This is a genomic window from Arenimonas sp., assembly GCF_035721105.1.
GTDB lineage: Bacteria > Pseudomonadota > Gammaproteobacteria > Xanthomonadales > Xanthomonadaceae > Arenimonas.
The window spans coordinates 33,898-57,196 of sequence record NZ_DASTNG010000017.1 but is presented as its reverse complement, the minus strand read 5'-3'; the positions used below and the strand labels follow the sequence as shown (position 1 = coordinate 57,196).

The window sequence follows — 23,299 nt, the reverse complement described above, 5'->3', positions numbered from 1 at the left end:
TTTTGCACCATCAGAACAACCAAGAGTCGTAGGGGTTGTAACAAAGGGTGGCATGGCGTGACAGCGTCAGCCAAGACGCGAAGTAGAGGCCATAAATCAGGAACGGCGATGCCATGACCAAGCCGATCGTTCTCCTCCCCGAGATGACGCGGGAAAGACAGATCAAAGCCAGAATGCTCATCGGCATCACGTAGAACACCATGCGGTGCAGCGCCACGCTAGACAGTGCGCCCACCAGGACCAGCGAGAACGTGATCAGGGAGAACAGACGGAGGAGCGGGTAAATCTTGGGATAAGCGGCTTCGATGAGTGCGCGCTTCCACTCGAACAGGAGGAAGGGCAATAGCACCAGATAGTAGCGGAACCACGCCCCCGAGGAAGAATTCTCGCCGTAGATCTGCTGGACATAACGGTCACTGTAGACACTCAGGCGATCTCCAATGAGCCAGGCGACCACGGGCCCCAGAACAATCAGCGCGGCGATCAGGCGCGGCAGGGACACCGCCCTTCCGATCAAGTAGACCAAGGGCAGGAAGATGATTGCCGACGTATGGAACTGTGAGGCAACCAGAATCCAGATAGCCATGGCCAGACGCCTCTTGTCGGCGAACGCTGCGAATGCCAGCAGCAGGAAGCCCAAGGCCAGCGCCTGGCGGATGCCGGACATCCCCAGCTGGATCACGAGTACGGGGAAGCACAATGCGAGGAAGGTCAGCGGCCGCTCTGTCAGCTTGGAAAAACGTGCAAGGCAGAATATGTATATCAGGCCACTAAAGAACAGCAGACCCGTGTAGGGCAGCCCCAGATTCAGAACGAGCAGGCTCAAGAGATGGAATCCCGCCTCGCCCTGCCCGAATATCTCACCCCAGTCGAGGTGGTCCTGCAGCTGCAGGAATCGATTCTCGTAGCCGGTGAAGTCGCATCCCACTTCGTAGCGAGTGGATACAAAAATTGCGAGCGTTAGTGCAAACAAAATGGCCAGCGCACGATGGGAGGACGCCTTCTTGGCACCGAAGGCGAAGAGCGAAGCGATGGCGAAAATCAATATGTAGGGATACATCGACTGGGACTATTCCTTCGATCCACGCTGCAGCGTTTCGAAAATGCCAACCAGTCGTCGCGCCTGGGTGACGGGCGAGAATCTGGACTCGACCTCCGCACGCGCAGCAACGGCGATACGTTGTCGCAACCCGGCGTCGGCAGCCAACATTTCTATTTCGCGGCGCCAATCATCCAAGCTGGAACAAAGAACCCCGGTCCGGCCTGGGTCAATCAGTTCAAGGTTATATCCAATCGCCGAGCAGACGGGCACGACCCCCGCCGCCATGTAGGTCCGGGCTTTGCCCCCAGACTTTCCTTTCGCCCAGTCCTCGGACGGCAAGGGCATCAGGCCAATGTCGAAGCGTTTCAGAGCCTCCAGCTCGCCTTGCAGCGACCAAGGCGCCAGGACCCAAGGTACTCCCTCCATCCTGAAGTCACCGCCACCCATGATCTCGAAGCGCAGCAATGGGTTACGGGCGGCCAGATCGACCAGTACAGGCTCGATAAGCCGCAGGTACTTCACCGTGGAACTGGAGCCGAGCCAACCGATAGTGACCGGCCGGTCGTTGGTGTGCGGCGCGTGGGGCTGGATTCGCACCGTGTCCTCAGCCACCTCGACGGTCACGGCCCGGGCGCCTGACTGCCTGGCCTCGTCGCGGAGCCAGTCGTTGCCGGCGATCACGCAGTGCACGATACCGAACAACTGGCGCACTTTGTCCGCGGAGCGCACCAGGCTGGCCAGCGGGTTGTAGCGGCTGGGCTTGTGGATAAACAGCGCGTCGTCGTAGTCGAACACCAGCGTGGCGCCGCGCCAGCGCAGGAAGCGCTCAATTATCGGCGGACCGAACGGCAGCAGTTCGCGCTGCATGTAGATGATGTCGTATCGGCCATATCCCGCCAGCACGGCCAGCCGCCGCAACACGGCCTTGCCGGTTTCCCACATCTTGCGCAGCGAACGACCCTTCGAAAAACTCAGCTGGTACATGGCCTGCGTCATAAAGCTCTGCACTTGGCAATGCACGCCCAGCGCCTCGAGGTGCGGCAGGTATTGGTAAACGCGGTAGCGGCTGGAAGCGCCCTCCACCGGATAGCGGGTCAGGAATAGCACCCTCAGTCGGCGCAGAGTCTGGCCGCTCATCGGCTCACCTCTAGGCTGCGGTACACCGCCTGGTAGCGGCGGACCCCCTCGTCGAGAGAGAAGTGCACGTGCGCGGAAGCCACGCAACGCGCCGATGCTTCTGGGTCAGCCACCAGCTCAAGCAGGCGGGCCATGCCGGCACGGATGCTTGCCGGGTCGAAATCGGAGATGGCCACGCCCACGCGGTCGGCTTCCAGGATCCCGGCCATGTCGCCCACGCCGGCGTTGGCCAGGCAGGGGATGCCGCAACCCATGAACTCACCCAGCTTGGTGGGCGCGGAAGCCTGCTTGGAGAACACCGGCTTGATGAAGAAGATGCCCGCGTGCATGCGGGCCATCTGCGCGGGGACCTCGGCATGGGTGGCGCCGCGGATTTCCACCGCGTCGAGTGGAACGCCCCCGGCCTGCAGAAGTTCGCGGACGTACGCGTGGTCATTGCGGTTGATGACCAGCAACCTGGCGTCCGGCCGAAGCTCGCGAAGCTGGCGGAAGGCGGTCACCACTTCGTCGAACAAGTACCAGGTGCCGACCGAACCCACGTAGCCGAGCGTCAGCGCGCCCTGCGGTGCGCCCTGCGGCTTGAATCGGGACAGGTCGGCACAGGTGGGGATGACGCTCGCCGGCGGCATGCGCTCGTGCAGGTAGCTGAATTTCGCCAGTTCGTTGAGCCCGGCCTGCGTCAGCGAAACCACGTGGTCGGCCGCCAGCAGGAAGCGGCGCTCGAACCACTTCGCGCCGCGATAAACGCGCCCGTCGCGCGACCAGATGCCGCCATCCACTCGCTCGTCCACCCAAAACCCGCGCATGTCGAACACGTAGCGCACACCCGTCAGGCGTTTGATTATCAGCGCCATCATGGAAGGCACGTAGCTACGGGCGTGCACGACGCCCAGGCCGTGCTTGCGCACCAGACACCAGCCCACGAACGCGCCGCAGAGGATGTCCCAGAACGTGGCCACCAGCGAAAAACGCTTGTGGTAGCGCAGCGGGTGCCAGTGGATGCCGGCGTTGGCCATGCGATTGGCGATGGCTTCGCGCTGGGCAACGTTCGCCCAATCCCCTGGCCGCTCGAAGCTGAGGATGTGCACTGGATGGCCGGCGGCCAGGCGCTCCTGGTAGGCGAGCACCTGGGACTGGCCGAGGGGCTCGAGCATGCCGCTGTAGGAAAGGTAAAGCACCCCGGCGGTCATGCCACGACCTCGGAACGCCAGCCTGGGATCAATATGTCGAGATAGCGCTCTGCAACCACTTCCAGTCCGAAGTCACGGGCACGGGCTCGCAGGGCCTCCCTGTCGATCGGCGCCACCAGCGCCCCCTGCATCGCCTCGGACAACGCCTCGGCGTCACCCACGGGCACCAGCGTTCCGTACCTGCCGCCCTCGAGAATTTCAGAGGGGCCCGCGACACAGTCGGTGCTGACGATGGGAAGCCCGTACTCCATGGCTTCGACAATGACATTGCCAAATCCCTCGTACTCTGACGACAGGATGAACAAATCCGCAGAGGCATACCAAGGGCCGGGATCCTCCACGAATCCGGGCATCAGCACAGCTTCGCCCAAGCCAAGCGCCTGTACCTGGGCCGCCAACGCACCACGTTCGGGACCATCACCTAGGATGCACAGCGTCCCTCGTCCGTGAGCGGCCAACCTGGCGAAAGCATCGATGAGGACGTCTTGCCGCTTCACCCGCTTGAGCGTGCCAACGGTCAAGAATATGGGGCGTGCCGCCGAAACCAGTTGGGGTGGGACGTCCGTTCGCACGCCGGCGTTGCCCAACGCTGCAGGATTGTGAAGCACCGTGAACACCTTCCTCGGCAGGCCCGACGTCAGAGCGAGGTCATCCGCGACGCCTGCCGATACTCCAATTGCGGCATCCAACCGCGGATAAGCCCAACGCTGGCTCGCCGACAGGAACCAGCGATGCAATGCCCCGCGCCGTGCATACGCCAAGGACAGAGGTGAGTGCTCACTACAGATCACGCGGCCACGATAACCCCCAAGGCGCGCGGACAAAGCAGCGACTGCAGTCAACGGCCACATGGCCGCCAGCAGCACACGGGGCGGAGTTGAGCGCAAATACCGCGCGAGCGGCAGTATCGACCTGCGAACCCGGCCGGCATTCAAACTGAACACTGACGCACCTAGGGGCAGTTCCGCCATCAACTCGCCCCGCGCCTGCCTCAATACGAATTCGACCTCGAACCCGCGTGCGATCCAGGCACGGGCCAGACTCACGTGCAGCCTCTCGGCGCCTCCGGGGCGGAGATCGGGAAGCAGGATGGCGATCCTGCGGGAAGGCCGCGCAGCGGGGTTCATTGGGCTGTGCTCAACGTCCGATGGTACAGCCAAGCCGAGAAGCCAGCGGCATGCGTGTTCAGGTCCTCAACGGTCTTCATGGCACCTTCCACGACTGAATCCCAATTATGGCTGCAGCACACGGAAAAATCGCGATCTTCAGGCTATTCACCCAAGGTAAAAATCCGCTATGGGGCCCGGAGCGGACACTATTTGCACTGGGCAGCCCCTACTTTCTGCGACGCAATACAATGTCGATGGATTTCCTCGCATGTGCCGCGAACTGCGGATCAAAACTGCTGACCACCGCCCAGCCGGCGAGTGCAACTACACCGATGGCGATCTTGATCGGCCAATAATCCACCCCGTAGACAGCGAATGCGGTCACCCCGACCAGTGCGAAGCCCCTGATGGCAAAAAGAGTACTGCTTATGCGAGGCAGGTACCCCAGGACGATTCTTCCCGCGACCAGAAACGCGACCATCAGCCCGGCGTGGCTCACCAGATAGGCCAACGCGATACCGATCAGCCCGTAGCGCGCCATGAGGATCTTCACGAGGACCATGTAGCACACGGTCCAGGCAAGCATGATTCCCGCAGACAGGACGAAGTGCTTTCGAGCCAGTATCGCCTGGCCAATGGTCTCGGCCACCAGGCGCAGCACATCCCCGGGCAACAGCACCAAAAGAATGGTCGCCACAGGCAGAAACTCCGCACTGAACAGGATCCGGACGATCAGGTCGCCACCTGCCATCAAGCCGACGATGATCGGCGGCACGATGACCATGTAGAGCGCGATGGCCTTGTCGATCTGGTCGGCAAGCTCTTCCGGCGTCTGCGCCCGGGCGATGGAGGCGAAATAGTATCCGCTCGCGGCGGCGTAAAGACCCCCCAGGTAGACCGACGTCACCTTGAGCGCGACGCTGAACAGCCCGCTTTCCGCGATGCCGAAGTCCGTGATGATCCAGCGTGACACAAGCAATGTCGAAAAGATGGTGAGGACGGCGATGACAAGGCCGTGGATCCCAAAACCCATGTTCATTCGCACTGCCTGCCAGCGAAACGCGGCCAGCCTCGGACGACTCAGGGCCCCGATAGCCACCCGGGCACCCCAGGAGATGAGGACCAGGTACAGGAGATGTAGCGACACCAGCCCGAGCGCTGCGCCGGGGATGCCGAAGGGAACAACCAGGGCGGCGAAGACCGCAACGCTCAGCACATCGGCGGCCATGCGCGCGAACGTCAGCTGCTTAACTGACCGTGTCCCGTTGAGAAGCGATCGATACACAAGACCGGCCACGCCGACGGGAACACCCAGCAGGACCAGCACGACCAGATTGGCCCGCCCGCCCCCGTCGTCAAAGAGCATGTCCGATATCAGCGGCGACAGCAGCATGCCCAGGCCGCTGAAGCCCAGAGAAACAGCCGCGAGAAAGATGAAGGACGACGACAGCTGCGCCCGAATAGCTTCCTCGTCCTCTTCCCGCTGGTGGACGGCAATGTTGCGCGCTATACCATTGGGAACGCCCAGGCTGCTTGCGGTCAAGAACAAGCTGAAGCAGAGCGTCAGCTGATTGACGACACCGACGCCAGCCGGCCCCAGCACCAGCGCCGAGATCTTTCCCTTCAGCACCTGCGTCAGCGAGCCAAGGATGGAGGAGCCCATGAAGGCAGCCAGAGCATGCCCAAATCCGCGCTTCATCAAAGTTGCCCCGTCATGTCAGCGCCGATCCGCGAGGCCGAGGTCTTTCATGAACTCTTTGCCAGCGGGACTGTCGAAAAGCAATGCAGAGCCCTGCGGCGTGAGGTGGCCGTTGTCGCGATAGAGGACCGTATCATTTTGGAACGGGGCGCATTGGCCGTCCGGGCAGATCTGCTGCGCAAGCGATAAGAAGGGCAGATCCAGGGTACGTGCCAGGTCGGCCAGCCGCCGGTCTTCCACCCCAGCTTCGGGGTGGAGCGCGAATTCGCAGCGATCCGGGGCGCCGCCAAAGGCCGCGACACGCAGGAGACACTGGCCGGGATCAAAATCTGCCGGCGGAGGCGGCCCGACGAGGCCGACACGCAGCCCGCTGGCGCGCAGTTCGGCGATCGTGGCGTCAAGATCCGTCAAGACCGCGTCCCGATCTACGCGGGCTTCCCTCGGCATCCGCCGTATCGCTCCCGCGCGGACTCCGAGATCCCGCGAGGTGATGATCACCGTCTCCAGCCGTCCAGCGGCTACCTCTTGTTTCACCCAGGCCGTCACCGCGGCGTTGAACGCGGCGCACTCGACCTCGTAACGGCCCTTCGGGCCGGATTTTGGGCGCATGCGAGGGAAACACGACGGCAGCGCCGCCTGCCGGAACGCGACTTGCGTCGCCTCGAGGCCGTAGGCGAGATGCATCGCATAGCTGTCACCCCATAGCAGAGTCCGGGGGGTATCGCCGGTGGTGCAGTCGGCACTTGTATCCCAGTCGGTCTGACACGTGGGAGACAGGCCATAAGTACCGGCGGCCAAAGTGTCCGAAAGCGCAACGACCTGCGGTGGAAAACGGGTCGGTAGCGGCGACAGCCGAAGTGTCAGCACTACTGCCGTCAGGATGAGGGTGGCCAGGCCGGCCAGTCGGAAGACCCCCGTCCTGGTCAGGTGCGCCCGGTCCCGGAAGGGTTGTTCGACGAACCGCCAGCTGAGCCAACCCAACCCGAAGGACAGGATCGCCAGGACCCAAGCAAGTTCAAGCGTCAGACCCTCGGGCAACCGCAACCGGGCAAAGGTGAACAGCGGCTGGTGGTAAAGATAAGTGGAATAACTGATCAAGCCGACCCCGACCACCGGCCGCCAGGCAAGGCCGCGGCCAACCCAGGTGCCATGGCCCACCGCAATCAGCAACGCGGATCCCGCGACGACCGTCAGCATGTAAGGAAAGGCCGTCTCCACCGACAGCGGATCGTAGAGGACCATCGCGCCCAGGATCAGCGCTGAGGCGATCAGAGCACCTGCCTCCCTGACGGGGCGCGCAATGCCAGTCAGGTAAACCGGACTGATCGTGGCCACCAGCACACCGGCCAGCAGTTCCCATACGCGGAACGGCGTCAGATAGAACGCGGCGGAGCGCATGTGCGTGGACCCCCACGCCATCAGCGCGGCCGACAAGACCAGCGCGATCACGGACATCCACAAAAAGCAGCGCCGCCCGGTCCATCTGTGTGCGAACGCCAGGAAGAGCGGGAAGACCAGGTAATACTGTTCTTCGACCGCCAGACTCCAGAAGTGAATGAAAGGTTTTTGCTCGGCTGCCGCAGCGAAATAGCCAGTTTCTTGGTAGAAAAAGATGTTGGCTACGAAAAAGAGGGCGGCAAGGGCGGAATCGAAAAAGGACTTCAGTTCGCCTTCGAACATCCACGTCAGCGCAAAGGGCACGCACAGCGCGCAAACCACGAACATCGCCGGAAAGATGCGTCGGATGCGGCGTTCGTAGAACCGGGCGATCGAAACGTGCCCGGTCCGGTCGAATTCCGACAGCAGTAGCCTGCAGATCAGGTAGCCCGAGATCACGAAGAAGACGTCTACCCCCAGGAACCCGCCCGGAAGCGCGATTTCGCCATGGAACAGGACAACGGAAACGACGGCGATTGCCCGCAGGCCATCGATGTCCGCACGGTACGCGGTGTCAGCCATGGCACCCCGGACGCGGCGAGGACAGCTTGGAAGGCAAAGGAAGTAGAGCCAATTGGAAGTCCTCAACCCCGAGAAAATATCTAATGAAAGCCACGGCTTGCAATCTTAACCTCAAGCGTCGAACGGCGATAGTTCAGCTAGAATAGGGGGCGGGAAGGTACTCATGGCCAACGCGAACGGTTTCTAAGGAAAGTTACTATGAAAGCAGTCATTCTTGCGGGCGGTCTCGGTACGCGCCTGTCCGAAGAGACCCATCTGAAACCGAAGCCGATGGTTGAGATCGGCAGCCAGCCCATCCTGTGGCACATCATGAAGATGTATTCGCATCACGGGATAAATGACTTCGTCATCTGCTGCGGCTACAAGAGCTACATAATCAAGGAATACTTCATCAATTACGCGGCCCACTTGTCTGATCTGACTGTGGACCTGTCAACCAATGCCGTGACGGTGCATCAGAACATGGCCGAACCCTGGCGTATCACCCTGGTGGAAACCGGGGCCAATACGTTGACCGGTGGCCGGCTGAAGCGCGTGAAGGATCATGTGGGCGACGCGGATGACTTCTGCTTCACCTATGGAGACGGCGTGTCCGACATCGATATCGGCAAGCTGATCGCCTTCCACCGCGCCCACGGCAAACTTGCCACCGTGACGGCCGTCGAGCCGGCAGGCCGCTACGGTGCGCTTCAGTTGGACGGGAGCGCAGTGTCGCGGTTCACCGAAAAGCCCGCCGAGGGCTCCGGCTGGATTAACGGCGGCTTCTTCGTGCTGTCGCCCAAGGTCTTCGACTACATCGAAGGCGACCAGACCAGTTGGGAAGTCGGCCCTCTCGACCGCATCGCCGAGGAAGGCCAGCTCGAAGCCTACAAGCACAAGGGCTTCTGGCAGCCCATGGACACGCTGCGCGACAAGACCATGCTGGAAGGCCTCTGGAACAGCAACCGCGCGCCATGGAAAATCTGGGACAAGCCCTGATGACTGCCTCACCCAGCGAAGGCTTCTGGTCCGGTCGGCGCGTCGTCGTTACCGGGCACACCGGATTCAAGGGGTCATGGCTGTCGCTGTGGCTTCTGACGGCAGGCGCTCGGGTCACAGGCATAGCGCTGGAACCCGAAGGTCGACCGGCCCTGTTCGACCAGCTGGCACTGGCCGATGACATGGACAGCCGGATCGCCGACATCCGCGACCGGGACCGAATGCGGGCCCTGATGGCCGAAGCCGCCCCGGAAGTGGTGTTCCATTTGGCCGCCCAGCCCTTGGTCCTGAAAAGTTATCGCGATCCGCTGGAAACCTGGTCCACCAACGTCATGGGAACCGCCCATGTCTTGGAGGCGGTCCGGCATCTCGAGGCGCCCTGCACCGTAGTCGTCGTGACCACAGACAAGGTCTATGCCAACAGCGAATGGGAATTCGGCTACCGCGAGAACGACCCGCTGGGTGGTCACGATCCCTACAGCGCCTCCAAGGCGGGCACCGAGCTCGCCGCACAAAGCTGGCGCAAGAGCTTCTTCGCCCCGGGCGGCCACGTCAGGCTGGCCACGGCCAGGGCCGGCAACGTGATCGGCGGCGGCGACTGGTCGGAAGACCGGATCGTGCCCGACATCATGCGGGCCCTGGCGCGCAACGAGGACGTCGTGCTGCGCAACCCGGGCGCGGTGCGTCCCTGGCAGCATGTCCTTGATCCGCTCTGGGGGTATCTGTTGCTGGCACAGACCCTGCATCAGGATGCCGCTGCGATCTATCAGGATGCCTTCAATTTCGGTCCCGACCCAGAGGCTGCGCAGACCGTCCAGCGCCTGGTCGAGACAGCCTTGTCTCGCTGGCCCGGCCGCTGGAGTCCGCTGGACCCGTACGCACCGAGACTGCACGAGGCCACCCTGCTGACGCTCGATACCAGCCGTGCCCGCAACCGCCTGGGTTGGGCACCGTGTTGGGGCTTTGCCCGCGCCGTCGCCGAAACCGTCGATTGGTACCAGGTGGCCGCCGGCGCCGATAACGAAGCGATCCGTCGCAAAACACTCGAACAGATTGCGAACTTCAAAAATGAAATACACACCACTTGAAATCCCGAACCTGATCCGGATATCGCTCGAACGCCGTAGCGATGACCGCGGCTTCTTTGCCCGCCTGTTCTGTCGCGCGGAGTTCGCGCAGCAAGAACTGACGGCGGACTGGGCGCAGATCAACAACTCCCTCACGGTGCACAAGGGCACGGTGCGCGGCCTGCATTTCCAGTATCCGCCCTCCAGCGAGGTCAAACTGGTGCGCTGCATCCGGGGCGCGATATTTGACGTTGGTGTCGACCTGCGCGAGGGTTCGCCGACCTTTGGCATGTGGGCGGGAATCGAACTCTCGGCCGAGAACCGCGACATGCTTTATCTGCCGGCTGGCTTTGCCCACGGCTTCCAAGCCCTGACGGACGACAGCGAGATCATCTATTTTAACAGTGCCACCTATGCCCCCGAAATGGAAAGCGGCCTGCGGCACGATGACCCGGATGTCGCCATCCGCTGGCCGCTGCCCGTAACGTCCCTGTCCGCGCGTGACCAGACACTGCAAAGCCTTGCGCAGCTCCGTCCGGTACCCGTTCAGACGCTGTCCTGAACACGATCCGGGTCGAAAACCGACCCTATGTCCAAGCAAGCCATGGAGCTGCTCGAATGTCGTCGCGAATCCTCTATACGAAACCGTCGATCACTGATCTTGAGGTCGAATACGCCACCGATGCCGCGCGCAACGGCTGGGGAGCGCTGTGCTACGACTACATCTACAAGTTAGAGGCGAAGTTCGCTGCCTACGTGGGCACCGAGTTCGCCATCGCCACGTCCAGCTGCACCGGCGCGCTGCACATGGGCATGTCCGCCATCGGAATCGGACCGGGCGACGAGGTCATCCTGGCCGACACCAACTGGATCGCCGCGGCCTCGGTGATCGTACATCTCGGGGCCACGCCGGTCTTTGTCGACATCCTTCCCGACAGCTGGTGCATCGACCCCGACAAGGCCAGAGCCGCGATCACGCCGCGCACCAAGGCGATCATCGCCACCCATCTTTACGGCAACCTGTGCGACATGGATGCCCTACTGGATATCGGCCGCCAGCACGACCTGCCGATCATCGAGGATGCGGCCGAAGCCCTGGGCTCTGCTTGGGGCGCCCGCCAGGCGGGGTCGCGCGGCCTGTTCGGCACGTTCTCGTTTCATGGCACCAAGACCATGACAACCGGCGAGGGGGGCATGTTCGTGACCAGTGACGCGGCACTGAACCACAAGGTGCTAACCCTAAACAACCATGGCCGCGTTCCAGGCGAGACGCATCAGTTCTGGTCCCAGGTGGTCGGCTTCAAGTACAAGATGTCGAACATACAGGCGGCGATCGGATGCGCCCAGATCGAACGGATCGAGGACCTTATCGGGCGAAAGCGCGAAATATTTGCCAAGTACCGGGTCGCCCTCGCACCGATCAGCGCGATCTCGATCAACCCCGAACCCGCCGGAACCATCAATTCAGCATGGATGCCGACGGCCGTCTTCGCCCGCGAAACTGGCGTCACGCGAGAGCTGCTTCTGGCCGAATTCAAGAGCGCCAATGTCGATGCCCGGGTGTTCTTCCACCCGCTGTCAACGATGCCGATGTTCACGCATATGCCTGGCAACGTGGTGGGGCATGACATTGCCGACCGGGCAATCAACTTGCCCAGCTACCACGACATGACGGATGACGATATTTCCCGCGTCGTCAGCGTGCTCAAAGGATGCCTCGACAAGGCGCCCGCGGGCGGCACGCATGACTGAGATAGTCTTCATCGGGGCCAACAACCCGGAAACCGCCCGCATGATGGCTGCCCTGCGGGCGGCCGGCGACACTCGGCGGTTCCTAGGGTTCGTCGACAATGATCCCACCAAGAAGGGAACTATGTTTTGCGGCCTGCCGGTGTTCGGCGGATTCGACATCCTGTCCGACTGGCCCCGTGAACGGCGCTTCATCAACCTGATCACCCGCGACCCCGAAACCCGGCACGAAACTTCGCGCATCGTCACCGACTTGGGCTTCCTTCACGACAGCTTCATCCACCCCGGGATCGATGTCTCGGGCGCGCGGATCGGAGTCGGCGCCTACATCCAGGACGGCGTCATCCTGCAAGCCGCGACGGAGATCGGCGAGAACGCCTGCATCAACGCGGGCTGCGTGATCTCGCACGAGACGCGGATCGGCGCGACCAACTTCATCGCCCCCGGCGTCAAAGTGGCGGGACTGGTCACAACGGGCGAAGGCGTGCTGATCGGCGTGGGCGCCACGGTACTGCCACGCCTCACGCTGGGCGCCTGGTCAGTCGTAGGTGCTGGTGCTGTCGTGACACGCGATGTGCCGGAATACGCCGTCGTCGCGGGCGTTCCCGCCAAGGTCACCCGCATAAAGCCATCCCGCGACGTCCCGCGCGCCCATTCGAACCTGCCAGGAAGCCCGACATGAGCAGGGAGCCTCTTTTCAGCATCTGCGTCCCGTCCCGCGACCGTTTCGAAACCGCCAGCCGCTCCATCAGGTCCATCCTGGATCAGTCTTTCAGGGACTTCGAAATCCTCGTCTCCGACAATTCGGTTCGGGAAGGCGGGCAACTGCTGGCCTGGCTATCCGCGCTTGGTCCCGATCGCGAAAAGGTCCGGATTACCGAAACCGGAGGCAAGCTCGAGATGGACCAGAACTGGGAGGCCTGCAGCCTTCCCGCGCAGGGGCGCTATGTCCTGTTCATGGCCGATCGCTGGCTGATGCGACCCGGCGCCCTCGCCCTGATGGCGGATGTCGTGCAACGGACCGATCCGGACATCTTCTTCTGGCCCGGCCAGAAGTTCGATCATGTGCAGAAAACACATGGCGCCGAAGGCGGCCCGCCGCCGATCCATTGCATCACTGAACGGGCCGAGGACGTATTCACCACTTTCCTTCAGTTCCGCGGCTTCGAAACCAGCAATGTCTACGGTCAGCCCATCCCGAGGGCGCTGAACTCAGGCTACCGCCGCGAGCTGGGCACGCGCGCCCGCGAGATCTGGGGTGAACTGTTCCGTCCGATCTCGCCGGATTACACCTCGGCCATCGCCCTGCTGCTGCTGGCAGAGCGCTGCGTGCGAATCGACGAGATGATGTACCACCCGATCGGCAACAAGAGCAATTTTTCGGACACGACGATAAACGGCCTGGGGCATTACAAGGAAAAATGGCCGGGTTGCGAGAAATGGCGCGGCCTGGAAATCGACGTCGTGTTTCCGACGGTGCTCAACGATATCGAGCGAACCCTGGAAAAATGGCCCGAGCGCGATGTCTGGCTTGCACGCTTTAACGTGGAAAACGCATTGAAATGCGTGATCTGGGAGCTGCATTTCAAGGAGTTCAACGGTAGCCTGCTGGACACCGCCCAGATGCGCCGGGAGGTCTATGCCTTTGCCAAGACCATCGGCTTAGAAGAAGACCAGGTCCAGCGGATTCGCAATTACGACCACGCGAAGCGGCATCGCTTCGTGCCGCTGCGCAAGCTGCTCCGCGCCTGGGGCCTGTATGACAAGGCTCGCAACCTCAACAATGCGGTCCGATACCGCAAGCGCATGAAAATGCGGGAAGAGGTGTATACCCAATCCGACGTCAGGCAGCGCGACATTCTCTTTTCCTGAAAGCCGCCGATCCGCTACCGCCGCGTGCCCATGGGCCCCGGCAAGTCGCCTGATCACCACGAGCATGAGCCTTCGGCAGGAGGCCACGCTGGTCAAACTCGGCAGCAGAGGGTCAACAGGCGGCGTAGTACTCGCGATACCACTCGACGAACCGACGGACACCCTCCTCCACCTGCACCACGGGGGAGTAACCGACGTTTTGGATCAACTCGGAGACATCGGCTTCGGTGTCGGGAACATCGCCGGCCTGCAGCGGCAGCATCTCCATCCGCGCCTTTCGCCCCAGGCAGCCCTCCAATACCTCAATGTAGCGAAGCAGCTCCACCGGCTGCTCGTTGCCGATGTTGAATATCCGGTACGGAATATTGCTGGTGGCGGGGTCCGGCGCCGTGCCATCCCAGGCCGTGTTCGCGGTCGCGGGCTGGCACAGAGTTCGAATCACGCCTTCGACGATGTCGTCCACGAAAGTGAAACTGCGCTTGTGCTTGCCGTGGTTGAACACCTTAATCTGCTCGCCGGCCAGGATGGCCTTGGTGAATAGGAACAGCGCCATGTCCGGCCGACCCCAGGGCCCGTAGACGGTGAAGAAGCGTAGTCCGGTGCAGGGAATGCCATAGAGGTGCGCATAGCTGTGCGCCATCATTTCGTTGGCTTTCTTGGTAGCCGCGTACAGGGTCAACGGGTGCTCGGTCGGCTGGTGTTCGCTGAACGGCATCTTGAGGTTTGCGCCGTATACCGAACTGGTGGACGCGAACACCAGGTGCTCAACTCCGTGATGCCGGCAGCCTTCCAGAATGTGCAGAAATCCGGTGACGTTACTGCTGACGTACACGTGCGGATTCTGGGCGGCGTAACGCACGCCGGCCTGCGCCGCTAGGTTCACCACGCGCTGCGGCTTGTGGGTGGCAAACGCCAGCTCCACCGCTTCGCGATCGGCCAGGTCGGCTTCGATGTGGATGTAGTTCGGGTGGTCCATGAAGCGGGCCAGACGCGCCCTCTTCAGGTTCACGTCGTAGTAGTCGCTCATGTTGTCGAAGCCGACCACTTCGTTGCCGCGCTCGAGCAGCCGCATGGCGAGATGCGAGCCGATGAATCCGGCGGTGCCGGTTACCAGGACCTTCATTGTCAAAGCCTCCCGTCCACCGCATCCCGCGGCAGCACGTACTTCACGTCATAAACCACGCTGCTGGCCTTGCCCAGGGCACGCACGCCCTGCCCGCCCAGCTTGGCGAACTCGGCATGCCCCACGGCCAGCACGATCGCGTCGTATTCACCGCTCTTCGGCGCGCTGATCGGCGTGATGCCGTACTCGTGCTCGGCTTCGGCGGCATCCACCCAAGGGTCGTACACATCCACCTTCGCCTGGAATCCGGCCAGCTCGCCGATGATGTCCACCACGCGGGTGTTGCGCAGGTCGGGGCAGTTCTCCTTGAAAGCGAGGCCCAGCACCAGCACGCGTGCGCCCACCGGGTTGATGCCATTGCCCGCCATCAGCCGCACCACCTGGGCCGCCACGTGGGCGCCCATGCCGTCGTTGATTCGGCGGCCGGCCAGGATCACTTCCGGGTGGTAGCCGATTTCCTGCGCCTTGTGGGTTAGGTAGTAAGGATCGACGCTGATGCAGTGCCCGCCCACCAAGCCCGGGCGGAAGGGCAGGAAGTTCCACTTCGTGCCCGCCGCCTCCAGTACTTCAAGGGTATCTATGCCCAACTTGTTGAAGATCAGCGCCAGCTCGTTGATCAATGCAATGTTGACGTCGCGCTGGGTGTTCTCGATCACCTTGGCGGCCTCGGCCACCTTGATGCTGCTGGCCTTGTGGGTGCCGGCGGTGATGATGCTTCCGTACAGCGCGTCCACGAAGTCGGCCGTCGCCGGCGTCGAGCCCGAGGTCACCTTCAGGATAGTGGTCACCCGGTGCAGCTTGTCGCCCGGATTGATCCGTTCGGGGCTGTAGCCGCAGTGGAAGTCGCGGTTGAACATGAGGCCCGAAGCCTTCTCCAGCAGCGGCACGCAGACCTCTTCGGTGCAGCCGGGATAGACCGTCGACTCGTACACCACCACGTCGCCTTTCTTGAGCACGCTGCCGATGGCCTCGCTGGCCTTGACCAGCGGAGTCAGGTCGGGGCGCTTGGCCGCATCAATGGGCGTCGGCACGGTGACGATGTAGACATTGCAGCCGCGGATGGTGTCCAGCTGGCTGCCGAAGCGCAGCTTGGGACTTCCCGCCAGTTCTTCGGGGGAAACTTCCCGCGTACCGTCGCGTCCAGCTTCCAGTTCGGCCACGCGTTCCGACCGGATGTCATAGCCGACGGTTTCATATCGCTTGCCGAACTCGACCGCCAGCGGCAGGCCGACATAGCCCAGGCCGATCACGGCGATGCGCGTGTCTTCAAGATTCAGCATGGGCCAAGGGAACTCCAGTTCGATGATGGGTGCGGGGGCGCGCCAGCAGCGCCGCAAGCAACCCGGCGCTGGCCAGCAGCGCCGTGGTCCGCAGCGGGTAGTCGCCAAACGAATGCAGGGCCAGCATCAGCAGGCCGATCAGCGAAGCGCGGGTCAGCAACTTTTCCAGCGTTGCCGCGCCACGGCGTCGCCAGTGACGCCACGCGGCGGCGGCGAAGGTGACCAGCAGCGCCATGCCGATCAACAGGGCCGACCCACGGCCATCGAGCCAAAGCTCGGCGTAGTCGTTGTGCGCGTGATTGACGTAGATGTTTTCGACCGAGTCCACGTCATAGGCCTCGAAGGCACGGCGGAACCCGCCCAACCCCGTACCCAGCGGCGCGTGGTGGCCTGCGGCCTCCAGGGTCAGCTGCGTGTACCGGACGCGGGCGTCTTCCATCGGGTCCTGCGAGAAGCTCTGCATCACGCCGAACAGCGCGAACTGCACGCCTAGCAGCAGGCCGACGCCCAGCACCGCCGCCATCAGCCGCCGGGTGCCGCGCTTGTTCCGCATGGCCAGGACGGCCGGCAGACTCAGTGCAATGGCCAGCATGCCGAGCAGGATGCCGGCGCGCGAGCCTACCAAGGCCAACGCCAGGATCAGCAGCGCGGCCAGCGCCACGCCCGCCGTGGCCCACAGCAAGGCATTCCGGCCTTCGTCACGCTGCGTGTTCCACCAGGCCGCGGTACCGATCAGCACGAAGGGCAAGGCCAGGACCAGCTGGCTGGCGAAGTGGTTGCGGTTGGCGAAGAAGCCCACTGCGCTACTGCTGTTTGTCCGGTCGTAGAAATAAAGCACGCTGCCCGCGCCCGACGCCATCTGCGCCACGCCCAGCACGATCGCCACCACGGTCACCGCCACGAAGATCGCCACCAACCGCAGCCGCTGGGTGGCATCGAACTGCAGCACCGCCAGGAACATCGCCACCGCCGGCAGCAGCCAGGCCAGCGCGGTTTCGGTGCCGAAGGGCGTCAGCGTCCAGCGCGTCGTGGGCTCGAGGCCGGCGACCGCCAGCTGTTGGGCGATCTCGGCACGCGCCGGCGGCATCAGCCACAGCGCTTCGGGAATCGGCAGCAGCTGCAGCAGCGGCACCGCCAGGGGAAGTGCGGCGATCCAGGCGATGCGCGGCAGGCGGGCATCGGGCTCGGTTTCACTGCGCCACAGGGTCAGGATGACCAGCCCCGCCGCCAGCGCCTGGCACAGCGCATCGCCCACCGTGCCCTGCCCGCCGCCCAGCACCAGGCACAGCAGCAGCAGTGCGGCAGCCAGCGGCCACTGCAGGTGCGTGCCCAGCGTGCGCGGGCGGGCGGTTGGCATCATGCGTTTCCCCTGTCTGCGGTGCGCGTCCTGCGCGTCGCGAATGCCATGTGATGATAGCGGACTATGCTGCAAAACAAGCCATCGCGCCGCGCTTGAAACTTTCGCCTTGCCCATGAAAAAGGCCGCCCGGGGGCGGCCTTTCTCGCGGTGCGCGGTGCGAACCCGTTACGGGCTGGCGGCCGGCTCCTGGTAGGTGAACTTGACGCCACCGTCCTGCATCATGCCGACGATCACCAAGCCCCAGAAACCATAGACCAGCGGCTCGTACTTGCTGCGGTCGGTGCTGCGGCTGCCCACGGCCTGGGCGTAGCTGGGGCCGATGTTCTGCACGCTGGCCACGGCGCCAGCGCAGGTGGAGGTGGCCGGCACGTCGACCAGCGAGCCCGAGACCAGCGGCAGCACGCAGCCGTCGGCGAAGGTGATTTCGGCGCTGCCGCCTTCCATGACCATGACGCGGTCGCCGGCCAGCAGGGCCTGCGCGTCGGTGGCGGTGATGAATTCGTCGCCCTGGTTGACCAGCACGGTGCCCTGCTGCGCGCTGAGCGTGGCAACGCTGTCGGCAGCAAAGGCCGGGGCGGCGACGAGGGCGGAGAGGATGAGGGCGGTACGGATCATGGTGGTGCTCCCTTGGGGGGCGGGTGAAGCCGATTTGGGTTCTAGGTTAGGCCGATACGGCGGGCCTGGCAACCCTTCACGGGTTTTTTTGCTGAACCGCAGGCTATCGGGTAAATGTTTCAAATCAATTATTTGCGTCGGGCGCCGGGCGCTGCCGAGAAATCTTCAGGGCATCGAACCAGGCCCGGCCGCCGATGCGCTGCTCGGCCGGGATCCGGGCCGGCAGGCGCAGCACCAGCCACTGGGCGCCGCAGTTTTCGGCCGGCACCTCGAACTCGGCTTCGAACGCCCGCCAGGGGCCGTTGCCCATCAGCGGCCGGGTTTCGCCCAGGGCCGGGCCGCCGCTGGCGCAGGTGATGGTCCACACCAGGCCCCGCTCGGTGCGCAGGGTCTCGGGCCGGGCCTGGCCGCTGAAGGTGTAGCGGCCGGGGCCCAAGGCCAGCATCTGGCGCACGTGGGCGAAGGGCACGCGGCGGTCTTCGAAGGCGACCCGCAGGGCCAGCTTGCCGTCGGCGCCCTCGGTGGGCAGGCGGTCCACGCGGGCGCCGGCGATGCGGCCCAGGCGCCAGTGGAAGGCGCCCTGCCCCGGCTCCCATTCGAAGCTGCCGTTGTAAAGGTTGCCCAGGCCCACCAGCCGCTCGGGCGGCAGCTGGCTCACCCAGATCAGGTAGGCCGGGCCCCACTGGCCCTCGCGGCCCAGGCGGTCGACCCAGGCCGACAGCTCGGCCGGGGCCAGGCCGCCGGGGGCCTTGCGCAGGCGGTCGAACAGCGGCGCCACCGCCTCGTAGGACGGCGCCTTCGCGGCCGTGGCCACCAGCAGCCGGCCGCGCCAGGGCGGCAGGGTCGCCAGCCGGTCGGCCAGGGCCTCGTGGGCGCGGGCGTCGCTGGCCAGGCCCAGCAGTTGGGCTTCCAGGCTGGGGAACAGGCCCGGATTCACCCGCAGCAGCAGGTCCAGGTTCTGCATCGCGGCCGGCAGGTCGCCTTCGGCCAGGTGGTAGTCGAGCAGCCAGGCCTGGCTGGACAGGTCGCGCGGGGTGCGCTGCGCGGCCACGGTGAACAGGCGGGCGGCCTGGGCGCGGTCGCCGGCGGCGTCGGCCAGGGTGCCCAGGATGCGGTAGCTGCGGCCGTCCAGCGGGTTGGCGCGCAGGGCGCGGCGGGCGTGGTCGGCGGCGGCCTCGGCCTGGGCCGGGTCGGCGGCCAGGCGCAGGGCCTGGCGGTACAGGGCCTCGGGGTGGTCGCTGCGCCAGGCCAGGGCGCGGGCCGGGTTGGAAATGGCGTAGTGGTCGGCCACGCCGTTCTGCACGGCGCGCCCGCCCAGCAGCACCAGGGCGCCGGTGGCGAGGGCCAGCAGCAGGCGGCGGACGCGGGCGCGCGGCAAGGGCTCAGTCATGGATCACCTGGCTGATCTTCAGTTCGCCGTCTTCGCGGCGCAGGGTGAAGCGGATGGTGCCGCGGGTGGTGCTGCCGGGGAACAGGCGGCCCTCTTTCACCCAGGCCGCGTACTCGGCCAGCACCACGGCGCCGCTGTCGCCGGTGATCCAGCCGTTGGGCTGCAGGTCCAGGCGGCGCTCGCGGGACCGCGCGAACAGCGACTGGTAGTCGTAGACGATGGCGTCGCGCCCGCCGCGGTTGTTGCGCGCGTCGCGGGTGAACAGGCGCATCAGGGCGTTGATGTCGCCCGCCGCGTAGGCCGCGCTGAACTTCGCGAGCACGGCGCGGGCGCTGGCTTCGTCCATCGGCGCTGGCGGGGCCGTGGCCTCGGTCTCCGCTGCCGCCACGCCCTCCCCTGTAGGAGGGCCTTCAGGCCCGAAGCTTTCCGCCGCGACCTGCGGTACCGGCGCCGCTTGCGCGTCGCCGGCCAGCGGCACGGCCGGGGCGGGCGGGCGGGCGGGGTTGGGCGCGGAGATGGCGGGGGAAAGATTCGGGCCTGAAGGCCCTCCTACAGGGGAGGGGGTGGGCGCGGGGATGGCGGGCAGGAGGGGGAGGACGGGCGCGGGGAGCTCGAGGCTGGCGCGGGCGGCGCCGGGGATCGCGGGCGATTCGCGGGGCACGTCGACGGCGGGCAGCTCGACGCGGGCCAGGGTCGGGCGCGCGGCTTTTTGCTGCTGGGCGACCCACAGCAGGGCGACCAGGCTGACGGCGGCCAGGCCCAGGCCGCCCAGCACGAACACCGGCAGGCGGCGGGCGGTGCGGGCGGAGAGGATGGGGGCGGCGTCGGTTTCGCGGGAGATGCGGGCCAGCGCGACCGGGAGTTCGGTCGCGCGCGGGGCGGCGGCCGGGGCCTCGGCGGCGGCGGGCTCAGCGGCGCGCGGCGCGGCGTCGGGCGTGGGCCGGCCGCGGGTGGCGAGCCGGGACCATTCGGCGTCCTGCGCGGCTTCGGCCGCGGACTCGCCGGCGTCGGCCCCGCCCTCCCCCGCCAGCGCGCCGCTGCGGCGAAGCTGCTGCCAGGCGCGGGTGACGCGGTCGGTGTAGACGTTGTCCCAGTCGTCGGCGTTGCGGTCGGGATGCAGCCAGCGGATCAGCCAGCGGTAGTGCTCGCGGATGCGGGCGGCGGGGGCGCCGGGGTTCACGCCCAGCACGCGGTGCGGGTCGGCCCCGGCCGCGAACATCACCTGCTGCACGAAGAACACCGCGGCCTCGGCCACGCGTTCGGGCGATTCGCCGCTGGCCGCGGCGCTGGCCGCGGCCTGGGCGCCGTCGCCCGCGGCCAGGCGCAGCAGTTCGATCAGGTCGTCGGGCAGCGGCCGGTGCGCCGCCATCGCCAGCCGCGCCGGCGCACGGTAGTAGGCCAGGGCCTGCTCCAGTGCATGGCCGGCGCCGGCCATCAGCGGCGTCCCAGTTTCTTGGTCTCTTCCTGGCCGCCGTACGAGTAGTAGTTGTAGGCGCCGTAGCCGTAGCCATAGCCCGCGTGCTTGCTGCTGAACTTGGTGAGCAGCCCGCCCACCACGTGCGCGCGCGCCGCCAGCAGGCGCTTGAGCGCGTTGCGGGCCACGGTGATGCGGGTCTCGCCGGCTTCCACCACCAGCAGGGTGCCGTCGGCCAGGTTGCCCAGGATGGGCGCGTCGGCCAGGCCCATCACCGGCGGACCGTCGATGATCAGCTGGTCGAACTTCTCGCGCGCGATGCTGATCAGGCTCAGCATCTTCGGGCCCATCAGCAGCTCGGCCGGGTTGGGCGGCAGCGGGCCGGTGCTCATGTACATCAGGCCCGGGGTGTCGGTGGCGTGGATCACGTCGGTGGCCTTCACCGCGCCGGCCAGGTAGTTGCTCAGGCCCGCGGTGTTGTCCACGCCCAGCGTGCGGTGCAGCGACGGGTTGCGCAGGTCGGCGTCGATGATCAGGACGCGCTTGCCCAGCTGGGCGAAGTTGCGGGCCAGCGTGAGCGCGGTGGTCGACTTGCCCTCCGACGGCGTCGAGCTGGTGATCAGCAGGCTGCGCGGCACGCCGGTGTCGGTGGCGAACTGCAGCGCGGTGCGCACCGAGCGATACGCTTCGGCGAAGGCCGAGCGCGGATCCTCCAGCGCCTTGGCCGGGGTCATCGGCAGCTTCAGCAGCGGGATCACGCCCAGCACCGACAGGCCCAGCTGCTTCTCGACGTCTTCCGGCGCCTTCAGGGTGTCGTCCAGGTACTCGAAGGCCAGCGCCAGCAGCACGCCCAGCATCAGGCCGGCCAGCAGGCCCAGCGCCAGGTTGCGGGTGAGGCTGGGCTTGAACTTGTAGCCGTTCTGGGCGCGGTCGACGACGCTGATGTTGTTGTTGCTGACGCCGGCGGCGACGCCGATTTCCTTGTAGCGCTGCAGCAGGCCGTCGTAGAGCTCGCGGTTGGTGTCGACTTCGCGCTTGAGGATGTTGTACTGGATCGAGCGGCTCTGCAGGTCCAGCACGTCGGTCTTCACCAGCGTCATCTGCTCGGCCAGCAGGCGCTCCTGCTCCTGCGCGGCCAGGAACTCGGCCTGGATGGCGGCCTTGATGTTGCCGACCTCGGCCGCGATCTGGCGCTCGATCTCGTCGATCTGGCCCTTGAGCTGCACCATCAGCGGATAGCCCGGCTTGTACAGGCGCAGCTTGTCCTGGTAGTCGGCCAGCAGCTTGCCGCGGCTCTCCTGCAGGCCCTTGATGATCGAGGCCTCGCCGATCTCGCCCAGCAGCACCGTGCCGCGCGAGGCCTGGGCTTGGCGCCAGCGCGCCTCGGCCTTGATGCGGTCCTGGCGCGCCTGCGACAGCGCGGCGTTCAGCGAGCCCAGGTCCTGTTCGCTAAGGTTGCCGTTGCTGTCGCCGCTGCCGACGATCTGTTCCTTCTGGGCGAAGGCGACCAGTTCGCGCTCGGAGTCCTCGAGCTTGAGCCGCAGTTCCTGCAGGCGGTCCTCGAGGTAGGTCTTGGCGTAGGCCGAGGAGTCGAAGCGGCGCTCGAGGTTGCTGGCGATGAAGGCTTCCGACAGTGCATTGGCGGCGCGCTGAGAGAACGCCGGGTCCGGGCTGTCGAAGTGCACTCGCACCAGGCGCGAATTGCGCACCGGCTCGATGGTGACGCCGCGCATGATGAAGGCGGTGGCCGCGCCGTCGCGCGAGGCCAGGGCCGCCTCGGAGTCCTCGTCGGCGTCGTCGCCGCCGCCGGAGAACAGCCCGCGCAGCGCCGCCCAGGGCGACGGGGGCGACAGGCGCTCGAGCGTGTCGCCCTCGGCCAGCGACAGCGTCGAGGCGACGCGCTGGGCCAGGGCCCGGCTCTTCAGCAGTTCGTATTGGGTCTGGTAGAAGTCCGCGCCGGCGCCGCCTTCCACCGGCGACACGCCTTCGACGTCGACCACCTTGATGGTGTCGCGCTCGATCTGCAGCGAGGTGGTGGCGCGGTAGATCGGCGTCATCAGCAGCGTGCCGACCAGGGTGGCCACCAGCACGATGCCCAGCGCGCCCAGCACGGTCCAGCGGCGCTTGACCAGGATGCGCCAGTAGCTGAGCAGGTCGATCTCGTCGCTGTCGGCATTGTCCTGCGTGCGCAGGTCCAGGCTCAGCGCCTGGTTGCGGGCGGTGGCCAGGGCCTGGCGCCGCGCTTCATCCTGCGGCGCCGGCAGCTGCGGGCCGCCGGGCCGGCCGGGTTCCATCTCGTTGGACATCAGGTCATT

At 65.3% G+C, this 23,299-nt stretch carries 19 protein-coding genes; 6 read left to right on the top strand and 13 right to left on the bottom strand.

The annotated features are described in order from the left end of the window. Nucleotides 1-10 precede the first annotated feature (10 nt). From VFQ84_RS01835 to VFQ84_RS01810, 6 genes are all read right to left on the bottom strand, one after another. On the bottom strand, nt 11-1,060 hold the full coding sequence (locus VFQ84_RS01835) for an EpsG family protein (RefSeq protein ID WP_325128615.1): 1,050 nt from the start codon (nt 1,058-1,060) through the stop codon (nt 11-13). 9 nt (nt 1,061-1,069) lie between these two features. Then, nucleotides 1,070-2,179 (bottom strand): glycosyltransferase family 4 protein, encoded by a 1,110-nt coding sequence (locus VFQ84_RS01830; protein WP_325128613.1) that lies wholly within the window; start codon nt 2,177-2,179, stop codon nt 1,070-1,072. Next, nucleotides 2,176-3,369 (bottom strand): glycosyltransferase, encoded by a 1,194-nt coding sequence (locus VFQ84_RS01825; RefSeq protein WP_325128611.1) that lies wholly within the window; start codon nt 3,367-3,369, stop codon nt 2,176-2,178. Before VFQ84_RS01825 ends, VFQ84_RS01830 begins: the two co-directional genes overlap by 4 nt. Continuing rightward, complete coding sequence (locus VFQ84_RS01820; protein WP_325128609.1) at nt 3,366-4,496, bottom strand: glycosyltransferase; 1,131 nt, start codon at nt 4,494-4,496, stop codon at nt 3,366-3,368. The genes VFQ84_RS01825 and VFQ84_RS01820 overlap by 4 nt, the downstream gene beginning before the upstream one ends. 208 nt (nt 4,497-4,704) lie before the next feature. Next, nucleotides 4,705-6,141 (bottom strand): oligosaccharide flippase family protein, encoded by a 1,437-nt coding sequence (locus VFQ84_RS01815; protein ID WP_325128608.1) that lies wholly within the window; start codon nt 6,139-6,141, stop codon nt 4,705-4,707. Between the two features lie 54 nt (nt 6,142-6,195). After that, nucleotides 6,196-8,136 (bottom strand): acyltransferase family protein, encoded by a 1,941-nt coding sequence (locus VFQ84_RS01810; RefSeq protein WP_325128606.1) that lies wholly within the window; start codon nt 8,134-8,136, stop codon nt 6,196-6,198. 198 nt (nt 8,137-8,334) lie between these two features. On the opposite strand from VFQ84_RS01810, the gene rfbF reads away from it, so the two are divergent. From rfbF to VFQ84_RS01780, 6 genes are read left to right on the top strand one after another with little or no spacing between them, the layout of a single operon-like run. Then, nucleotides 8,335-9,114 (top strand): glucose-1-phosphate cytidylyltransferase, encoded by a 780-nt coding sequence (gene rfbF, locus VFQ84_RS01805; protein WP_325128604.1) that lies wholly within the window; start codon nt 8,335-8,337, stop codon nt 9,112-9,114. After that, nucleotides 9,090-10,202, top strand: coding sequence for a CDP-glucose 4,6-dehydratase (rfbG, locus tag VFQ84_RS01800; protein WP_325128601.1), 1,113 nt, complete (start codon nt 9,090-9,092; stop codon nt 10,200-10,202). Before rfbF ends, rfbG begins: the two co-directional genes overlap by 25 nt. Then, complete coding sequence (rfbC, locus tag VFQ84_RS01795) at nt 10,183-10,743, top strand: dTDP-4-dehydrorhamnose 3,5-epimerase (protein ID WP_325128599.1); 561 nt, start codon at nt 10,183-10,185, stop codon at nt 10,741-10,743. The genes rfbG and rfbC overlap by 20 nt, the downstream gene beginning before the upstream one ends. A 56-nt stretch (nt 10,744-10,799) precedes the next feature. After that, nucleotides 10,800-11,933, top strand: a complete 1,134-nt coding sequence (locus tag VFQ84_RS01790) for a DegT/DnrJ/EryC1/StrS family aminotransferase (protein WP_325128597.1) — start codon at nt 10,800-10,802, stop codon at nt 11,931-11,933. After that, nucleotides 11,926-12,612: an acetyltransferase gene (locus VFQ84_RS01785; RefSeq protein WP_325128595.1), complete on the top strand. Its 687-nt coding sequence runs from the start codon at nt 11,926-11,928 to the stop codon at nt 12,610-12,612. Before VFQ84_RS01790 ends, VFQ84_RS01785 begins: the two co-directional genes overlap by 8 nt. Next, nucleotides 12,609-13,802: a glycosyltransferase gene (locus VFQ84_RS01780; protein ID WP_325128594.1), complete on the top strand. Its 1,194-nt coding sequence runs from the start codon at nt 12,609-12,611 to the stop codon at nt 13,800-13,802. The genes VFQ84_RS01785 and VFQ84_RS01780 overlap by 4 nt, the downstream gene beginning before the upstream one ends. Nucleotides 13,803-13,914: 112 nt before the next feature. Here VFQ84_RS01780 and VFQ84_RS01775 read toward each other — a convergent pair whose 3' ends face one another. From VFQ84_RS01775 to VFQ84_RS01745, 7 genes are all read right to left on the bottom strand, one after another. Then, complete coding sequence (locus VFQ84_RS01775) at nt 13,915-14,925, bottom strand: NAD-dependent epimerase (RefSeq protein ID WP_325128593.1); 1,011 nt, start codon at nt 14,923-14,925, stop codon at nt 13,915-13,917. Between the two features lie 2 nt (nt 14,926-14,927). After that, complete coding sequence (gene tviB / locus VFQ84_RS01770) at nt 14,928-16,205, bottom strand: Vi polysaccharide biosynthesis UDP-N-acetylglucosamine C-6 dehydrogenase TviB (RefSeq protein ID WP_325128591.1); 1,278 nt, start codon at nt 16,203-16,205, stop codon at nt 14,928-14,930. After that, nucleotides 16,192-17,565, bottom strand: a complete 1,374-nt coding sequence (locus VFQ84_RS01765) for an O-antigen ligase family protein (RefSeq protein ID WP_325128589.1) — start codon at nt 17,563-17,565, stop codon at nt 16,192-16,194. The genes tviB and VFQ84_RS01765 overlap by 14 nt, the downstream gene beginning before the upstream one ends. Before the next feature lie 165 nt (nt 17,566-17,730). Beyond that, nucleotides 17,731-18,180 carry a hypothetical protein gene (locus VFQ84_RS01760; RefSeq protein WP_325128587.1) on the bottom strand — a complete coding sequence of 150 codons (450 nt, stop codon included), beginning with the start codon at nt 18,178-18,180 and terminating at the stop codon, nt 17,731-17,733. Nucleotides 18,181-18,304: 124 nt separating this feature from the next. Next, entirely contained in the window at nt 18,305-19,570 is a 1,266-nt protein-coding gene (locus VFQ84_RS01755) for a hypothetical protein (RefSeq protein ID WP_325128585.1), read from the bottom strand. Next, complete coding sequence (locus tag VFQ84_RS01750; RefSeq protein WP_325128584.1) at nt 19,563-21,005, bottom strand: J domain-containing protein; 1,443 nt, start codon at nt 21,003-21,005, stop codon at nt 19,563-19,565. The genes VFQ84_RS01755 and VFQ84_RS01750 overlap by 8 nt, the downstream gene beginning before the upstream one ends. After that, nucleotides 21,005-23,290, bottom strand: a complete 2,286-nt coding sequence (locus tag VFQ84_RS01745) for a GumC family protein (RefSeq protein WP_325128582.1) — start codon at nt 23,288-23,290, stop codon at nt 21,005-21,007. Before VFQ84_RS01745 ends, VFQ84_RS01750 begins: the two co-directional genes overlap by 1 nt. Nucleotides 23,291-23,299: the final 9 nt, after the last annotated feature.

Bases quoted from the DNA above. Each gene is read 5' to 3' on its own strand.
- VFQ84_RS01835 (WP_325128615.1), bottom strand. From the start codon at position 1,060: ATGTATCCCTACATATTGATTTTCGCCATCGCTTCGCTCTTCGCCTTC.
- VFQ84_RS01830 (WP_325128613.1), bottom strand. From the start codon at position 2,179: ATGAGCGGCCAGACTCTGCGCCGACTGAGGGTGCTATTCCTGACCCGC.
- VFQ84_RS01825 (WP_325128611.1), bottom strand. From the start codon at position 3,369: ATGACCGCCGGGGTGCTTTACCTTTCCTACAGCGGCATGCTCGAGCCC.
- VFQ84_RS01820 (WP_325128609.1), bottom strand. From the start codon at position 4,496: ATGAACCCCGCTGCGCGGCCTTCCCGCAGGATCGCCATCCTGCTTCCC.
- VFQ84_RS01815 (WP_325128608.1), bottom strand. From the start codon at position 6,141: ATGGGCTCCTCCATCCTTGGCTCGCTGACGCAGGTGCTGAAGGGAAAG.
- VFQ84_RS01810 (WP_325128606.1), bottom strand. From the start codon at position 8,136: ATGGCTGACACCGCGTACCGTGCGGACATCGATGGCCTGCGGGCAATC.
- rfbF (WP_325128604.1), top strand. From the start codon at position 8,335: ATGAAAGCAGTCATTCTTGCGGGCGGTCTCGGTACGCGCCTGTCCGAA.
- rfbG (WP_325128601.1), top strand. From the start codon at position 9,090: ATGGAAAATCTGGGACAAGCCCTGATGACTGCCTCACCCAGCGAAGGC.
- rfbC (WP_325128599.1), top strand. From the start codon at position 10,183: ATGAAATACACACCACTTGAAATCCCGAACCTGATCCGGATATCGCTC.
- VFQ84_RS01790 (WP_325128597.1), top strand. From the start codon at position 10,800: ATGTCGTCGCGAATCCTCTATACGAAACCGTCGATCACTGATCTTGAG.
- VFQ84_RS01785 (WP_325128595.1), top strand. From the start codon at position 11,926: ATGACTGAGATAGTCTTCATCGGGGCCAACAACCCGGAAACCGCCCGC.
- VFQ84_RS01780 (WP_325128594.1), top strand. From the start codon at position 12,609: ATGAGCAGGGAGCCTCTTTTCAGCATCTGCGTCCCGTCCCGCGACCGT.
- VFQ84_RS01775 (WP_325128593.1), bottom strand. From the start codon at position 14,925: ATGAAGGTCCTGGTAACCGGCACCGCCGGATTCATCGGCTCGCATCTC.
- tviB (WP_325128591.1), bottom strand. From the start codon at position 16,205: ATGCTGAATCTTGAAGACACGCGCATCGCCGTGATCGGCCTGGGCTAT.
- VFQ84_RS01765 (WP_325128589.1), bottom strand. From the start codon at position 17,565: ATGATGCCAACCGCCCGCCCGCGCACGCTGGGCACGCACCTGCAGTGG.
- VFQ84_RS01760 (WP_325128587.1), bottom strand. From the start codon at position 18,180: ATGATCCGTACCGCCCTCATCCTCTCCGCCCTCGTCGCCGCCCCGGCC.
- VFQ84_RS01755 (WP_325128585.1), bottom strand. From the start codon at position 19,570: ATGACTGAGCCCTTGCCGCGCGCCCGCGTCCGCCGCCTGCTGCTGGCC.
- VFQ84_RS01750 (WP_325128584.1), bottom strand. From the start codon at position 21,005: ATGGCCGGCGCCGGCCATGCACTGGAGCAGGCCCTGGCCTACTACCGT.
- VFQ84_RS01745 (WP_325128582.1), bottom strand. From the start codon at position 23,290: ATGTCCAACGAGATGGAACCCGGCCGGCCCGGCGGCCCGCAGCTGCCG.